A 6,426-nucleotide genomic window follows, 5' to 3' on the forward strand; every position below is an offset into this window, starting at 1 on the left:
CTGGCCGAGCTGATTAAGGCTATCCATCCGGTCGAAACGAGGCATCCACTCCCGCCTTGGTTGACTTCTCTATCGGCCGCGGCGGCACGTAGCACCCCGCACACGAAACAATTGGCAAAATGTCTATGCTTCGTCCCAACTTCCGCTTTCGGTTTGCGAAAGCACGCCCGAAAAGCGCCAAATAGGCGATTACAGCCCGATCGTTTTTCCGGTCAATAACAAACGGTCATTCGCTTCCCAGCGCTGGATCGAACGGCGGCGAACATGAGGAGCATGCTCACCGCCTGTCGTTTCAAGCAGGCTCGACTATCTTCGCCAGCCGACCACGCTTCGGCTCCGATCCGGGAGCGTAGGCCTTCGCAGGAGATTTTGGTCCCGGCCTTCGGGCGAGACCCCCAACATGGCCGGTTTGCCAGTGTCTGCGTAACCAACAACTGTGACAAGTCCTTCTGGACCCGCTATATGTGGTAATGCGGCCTCCTGCTCGTCTCCGAGCCCGAGACCTTCACTCCCGGCAGTGGCAATTGCCCCCCCTATTGCCACTGTCGGGAGACCATGTTCATGCCGCGCGGAAAGCGCGTTGCCGACACGCTCAAGCCGGGCTTCCAACGCGATCATGTCGCGCGACGTGAACCGTTTCTGGTCGCGCCCGTCCCGGCTCAGCGCGACCAGCTCGGGGCTGCGTGGACAGCTCGAGCAGTCTCATCGGTTTTCAAGCACGAGTCAGCCGTCGATGATCTTTTCAGATTGCGGTTTCTTCCTACTTTGTTCTGGCGGCGCGTACGAAAGCCGCAATTTCGCTTAGATCGAGTGCTGAAGATGAACGTGTTCCACCTCGACCGCGGATTTTCATACGGTCAGCATCACGTATGGCATGATTTGAGATCAGGCTCGTGTGACGCACTCCTCTGGCTTCAGAGCGACCCAAATGCTCCGTGGACGGTGATGTTTTACGAGCGTCACGAACCAGACATCCTGCACGTTATTGAATCTAATCAGTCAGCTGACCTCGTAGACAAAGCGTGGATGATGAACCGGCTATATGTAATTTTTAGCAGCATAAGAGATGCTGCAATGTTTAAACTACGATTTAACGGTGTTCCAGTGAATTATCGTCTATGATATTAGATTGTAAGTTAAGATTCGGCGACACCAAGGTCTTCATTATAATGGAGATACGCAGATCGGAAGTCCCCTGCATCTCGCAATGCATCCCAGTCCATAATCGTTAGAACACGTTTATCGATCTTTATTAATCGCTCTGTTCGAAGTATTTTCAATATCCTGGACACATGTACAGCAGTCAAACCTAGCGTATCCGCAATTTGATCCTGCGTCATAGGCCAAGCGATCGTCCCCTTTCTCATAAGGTCCGCCTTTTTCTGACGAATAAATAATTCACAAATAAAGTGACATATACGACTCTTAGCACTTTTCCTTCCCATATTTACCGCCCACTCCTGCATAATAGATAGTTGTATTCCAGTATTTCTCCATAGAGCCCGGCCGATTGCAGGATATTCATTAACGACTTGGAATATGTCATTATAAGATATATAAGCAATTTTAGAATGAGACAGCGCTTGAATATTGTGATCGGCAAAATTCGTTAGGCCGGATTGAACGTTAACTATATCATCACGCATATTAATCGCGATTATCTGACGGCTACCATTGCCAGTAATTCTATTGCTAAAAGTTAATCCCATAAGTATTATAAAACACATGTCCGTTTCATTACCTTGCCTAAGTATGTACGCTCCAGATTCGACGTCGGATATCCTGTACGGAATGGCCGAAAAAGCCTCTTGCTCGGTTGCGCTGAGATAATTTTCATTGGCGAGCTTTTTAATAGCGCCCGAAAGAGGATGGACATCAACTGGCATGACAAATCCTGTAATTTAAAGCTGTTGGATCATTTCTATAGAATCTGTAGATCTCTAGACATTAAATATTAACACAAATCAATAAGTTGATGTATATATATATTTTGTCTATCGATGCTATTCCCCAATATCGAGCCATAGGTCGGGTCATGGTTCTGCTGAACGGAACTCTCGCGGGCCTGTTCACGAAACTTATGAAAGATCGTTAGATGATGTGCGGCGCTACGGCGCACTGATCCGGCGCATGCCGCTAAACCATGCACAGTGGCCATGACCCGCTCGACCGATCTTGCGGCTCTAGCATGACTCGTAGGCTTTCCTGATTTGGAAGGTCGAATAGGATCGCAAAGGCGAGTGGAGGGCACATGACCCGATCCGCAAGGGTCATTCCCGAAGCCCGTTCCCGATTGCCCTATCCCGAAACGGACACATGGCGATGGGGAAAAGGGAAAGCCATTGCGTCGCTAGACTCCTACAGACTGTGTGAAAACCCGTCCTGAGGATTCCCGTGGATCGCTGCGCATGGTATATTTCTGGCATGGCGCATCTGTCTGGAACGGACCGCTCGCAGCTCCTGCTGCTACCTGAGGCGGTTGATGATTATGTCGGACCGGATAATCCGGTTCGGTTCATTGAGGCCTTTGTCGACGGGTTCGACCTTGGCGCGGCTGGGTTTGTCCGGGTGCAACCCAAGACGACGGGGCGGCCGGGCTACGATCCGGCAGATCTGCTCAAGCTCTACATCTATGGCTACCTGAACCGGATCCGGTCGAGCCGACGCCTGGAAGCCGAGACGCACCGCAATATCGAAGCCATCTGGCTGCTGCGGCATCTCAAGCCGGATTTCAAAACCATCGCCGACTTCCGACGCGATAACCGTGCCGCCTTCAAGGCGGTGTTCCGCGAGTTCGTGGTGCTGTGTCGTCAGCTCGATCTGTTCGGACGCGAGCTCGTGGCGGTCGACGGCACGCGCATCAAGGCGGTCAACAACAAGACCCGAAACTTCACCCGAGCATCACTGGCCAAGTTCATCCAGGACGCCGACGAGAAGCTCGCCGGCTACATGAAGCGGCTCGACGAGGGGGATGCCGACGAGGACCGCACGCCGGGTGGCGGTTCGGGCGGCGGTGACGACAAACTGGCCGAGAAGATCGCCGCTATCCAGGGTAAGCGCGATCATCACAAGGAGATGCTCGCCGAACTGGACCGCACGGGCGCCGACCAGATCTCGCTGACCGATCCTGACGCCCGCGCGATGGCGCGCATGACCAAAGTCGGGGTCGGCTACAACATACAACTTGCCGTCGACGTGAAGCACAAGCTGATCGCTGAGCAGGCGGTGAGCAACCAGGTCCTCGACCTGGGCCTGCTCGCTCAGACCGCAACAGCGGCAATGGAGGCACTGGGCGTCGAGCGGATCGATGCGGTGGCCGACCGCGGCTACTTCAAGATCGAAGATATCGAGGCCTGCGAGGCGGCCGGCATCACCCCGTATGTGCCCAAGCCGCTCCGCGGCTCTGCCGTACGGGAAGGCTTTTTCAGCAAGGAAGTCTTCCGCTACGAGCCGGACCAGGATGTCTTTATCTGCCCGGCCGGGGCAACGCTCTCGCCGCGCTACCGGGGCAAGTCGCGCGACAATGTGAAGATCGACTACGCCAACCGCGATGCCTGCACCGGCTGCACGATGAAGCCACACTGCACTAGGTCATTCCGTCGCGTCTCGCGCCTGGAGAACGAGGCTGTTCTCGACCGCATGGCAGCGCGGCTGGCACTGCGCCCTGACATACTCGCCCAACGGCGAAACAGCGTCGAACATCCCTTTGGCACCATCAAGCAGTGGATGGGCCAAGGCGCGTTTCTGATGCGCCGGCTCGACAACGTCCGCGGCGAGTTCAGCCTGACCGCGCTCGCCTATAATATCAGACGGGCCATCACTCTGGTCGGTGTCCCGGGCCTGATCGCCGCAGCGAGGGCGTAAACCGGTCTTTTCGCGCCCCAATGAACCGCTGGGCCTCGGATGAACGGCTTCTGGAGGTCTCAAGGCGGTCAGACGGCAGGATTAAGCCTTGTTCGGCTTGGGCCCCCGCTCGGGGCAAACCCGTCATAATCCACGCCGCTGCTCACGACTTTTCACACGCTCTGCCTAAGTTTCGCGACAGCAGCGCCGACGCCCGGTTTTCTTCGTGAGCTGATGTCGCAAAAGTCTGTTGCATAATATTAGTGTTGTGATACAATTTTGCGACATGCTGATTGGCTACGCCCGTGTGTCCACCGACGACCAGGATCTCCGGCTGCAACGCGCCGCGTTGAAGGAGGCTGGATGCAAGCGGACGTTCGAAGAGAAAGTGTCGGGCGCCCGTCGCGACCGGCCCGAGCTGGCGCGCTTGCTCGACCAAACGCGCGGTGATGACGTGCTGGTGGTGACGCGGCTCGACCGGCTGGCACGCTCCACCCGCGACCTGCTCGACATTGCCGAGAAGCTGAAGGAGGCCGGCGCCGGGCTGCGTTCGCTGGCAGAGCCTTGGGCGGACACCACATCACCAGCCGGCCGCATGGTGCTGACCGTGTTCGCCGGCATCGCCGAGTTCGAACGCGAGCTGATCCACCAGCGCACCAGCAGCGGGCGGGTGGCAGCGAAGGCGAGGGGGGTGCGCTTCGGCCGTCCTCCCAAGCTGACGCCCGATCAGATCGCATTGGGCGAGCGCCTGGTGAGCGAAGGCACATCAGTTCGGGAGGCAGCCAAATTGCTTAAATGCCACCACGCGACGCTCTATCGGGCGCTAACCGCCGCGGCGTTGGCCCCGTGATGCCGGCCAATCCGCAACCTGACGTGGCGAAGGGAGAGGCCTGATGCCGATCCGTCTCGAGCACGTGTTCCTGTACCCGATCGACTGGCCACAGATCTCGCATCACATACGCTTCGTACGAGCTGGGGGCTGCTGCGAGCATTGCGGGCGCCCGCATGGGCAGAGAGTATTCCATCTTCGAGATGGACGATGGTGGGACCGTAAACGGCATTGCTGGCGCAACGGCAGGGGCGGGCGCGCGCGGCGGCCGACCGAGAATATTCTGGAGTACGGTGCCTGGACGCCCGTGGTGCTTGCCTGCGCACACCTCAACCATGACCCGAGCGACAGCGCGCTTCACCGGTTGGCGGCGCTGTGCCAGCGCTGCCACATCCTTCACGATGGGCCAGAGCATCGTCGTCGGCGTTGGATGAACGCGCACTACCGGCGTGCGCTCGGTGACCTGTTTTACGGTCCCTACCCGATGCTGGGTGCCGACTGGATCACTCCCACCCCGCTCAGCATGCTCGACGACAGCCCGTCACAGCGATGAGCAACGACCCGTTACACCATCTGTTAGGTCCATAGCGACCGGGTTTGCCAGTCCGCCGGAAAGCCCATCGATACGAGATCGCCAGCCGGACGCGACGCGAGCAGGGTGATCAACTCGTCCCTCCAAGTGGACGTGGGCGCGAGCTGCCGCACAAGATAGATCAGCAGTACTAGTGCGTTGTATACCTGACCCGCGGCATTGCCGGCCCGGCTCGCGTCTAGCGTAGCGCCCAGCTCGGCTGGCCGCTGCGGTAGCCGTGGTGGACTCCGAAAGCCCCGGTTCCACAAGCGACCATGATGGGCACAGATGTTGCGAACGTCGACAAGATGCTTGACGATCGAAACCAGCAACTCCTCACGTAAGCCGAATGGCGCAGCAATCGCTTGCCGCAGGGCCGGGTCGCGTAGCAACGAATACCAGCGCGACAGCTGGCCGAAGCTCATCATTTCCGCCACCATCCATACAGCCGGCAAAGCGGGATCGTCGTAATTATCACGATAATGCCGGATGTAGGTCTCCGCCGAACGTCCTGTGTCGGTCGCCAGCTTGCCGAGCATCGCCTGAAACTCGCGTCGGTCCTCGTAAAGGGCCGCGTCGAGATAGGCGTGCGGCCCGCCGCGATGGGCAAGCTGGTAGGCCCAGCTGCCGCGAAGCGCGACCTCGACCCGCTCGACCGCTCCGCCGACGATGCTGCGCAAATCTCGATCGAACGTATAGAGCGCGCAGACCGCATCGAAGTCCGCACCCGGCAGGAAACCCGTTCCAGCATTGTCCTTCCAGACGTGCCAATAGCCACTGAGCCGGTAATAGCTGACGTGCTGAAGCCAGGCCTCGGCGCGGGGCGTGTCGGCCACTGTCATCCCTGACGCTTGCAGGTGCGCAATCTGCTGGTTGAAGGTAAGGGACGGCTTGGCGAAGGGTCGGGACATCACCATGGCTTAGCGCATGGACCCCGAAAACAAAAAGGCCCGCCAAGTGTGCGTACCCCGAGGGGCATAGGCATGGCGAGCGCGATTGATCGCTAGATAGATCTAACATCTCAACAAATCAACAACGGTGAGACGGCCTGGAACGAGACCCGCTCATCGATACCCCGCCACCCGCGGGCGCCGTCGGCGACAGCCTCGCCATAGGCGTCACTGCAGGCTTAGGTCTCTTATCGCGACCCTGTCCGCTGACGGCGTAGCACCTCGAACGCACC

5 protein-coding genes are annotated in these 6,426 nt (G+C 58.1%); 3 read left to right on the forward strand and 2 right to left on the reverse strand.

Going from position 1 to position 6,426, the window contains the following annotated elements:
• Positions 1-1,136 precede the first annotated feature (1,136 nt).
• Positions 1,137-1,886: a Crp/Fnr family transcriptional regulator gene (locus RH90_RS22955; protein ID WP_010188642.1), complete on the reverse strand. Its 750-nt coding sequence runs from the start codon at positions 1,884-1,886 to the stop codon at positions 1,137-1,139.
• A gap of 538 nt (positions 1,887-2,424) precedes the next feature.
• On the opposite strand from RH90_RS22955, the gene RH90_RS20385 reads away from it, so the two are divergent.
• From RH90_RS20385 to RH90_RS22960, 3 genes are all read left to right on the forward strand, one after another.
• Positions 2,425-3,864, forward strand: coding sequence for an IS1182 family transposase (locus RH90_RS20385; protein ID WP_010188644.1), 1,440 nt, complete (start codon positions 2,425-2,427; stop codon positions 3,862-3,864).
• 265 nt (positions 3,865-4,129) lie between these two features.
• Positions 4,130-4,693: a recombinase family protein gene (locus RH90_RS20390; protein ID WP_010188646.1), complete on the forward strand. Its 564-nt coding sequence runs from the start codon at positions 4,130-4,132 to the stop codon at positions 4,691-4,693.
• 43 nt (positions 4,694-4,736) lie between these two features.
• Complete coding sequence (locus tag RH90_RS22960; protein ID WP_081477053.1) at positions 4,737-5,225, forward strand: hypothetical protein; 489 nt, start codon at positions 4,737-4,739, stop codon at positions 5,223-5,225.
• Positions 5,226-5,248: 23 nt separating this feature from the next.
• Here the strand turns inward: RH90_RS22960 and RH90_RS20395 are convergent, their stop codons facing one another.
• Positions 5,249-6,154, reverse strand: coding sequence for an Abi family protein (locus tag RH90_RS20395; protein WP_029625540.1), 906 nt, complete (start codon positions 6,152-6,154; stop codon positions 5,249-5,251).
• Positions 6,155-6,426 lie beyond the last annotated feature (272 nt).

It is taken from the genome of Sphingomonas sp. PAMC 26605 (genome assembly GCF_000241485.1).
GTDB lineage: Bacteria > Pseudomonadota > Alphaproteobacteria > Sphingomonadales > Sphingomonadaceae > Sphingomonas.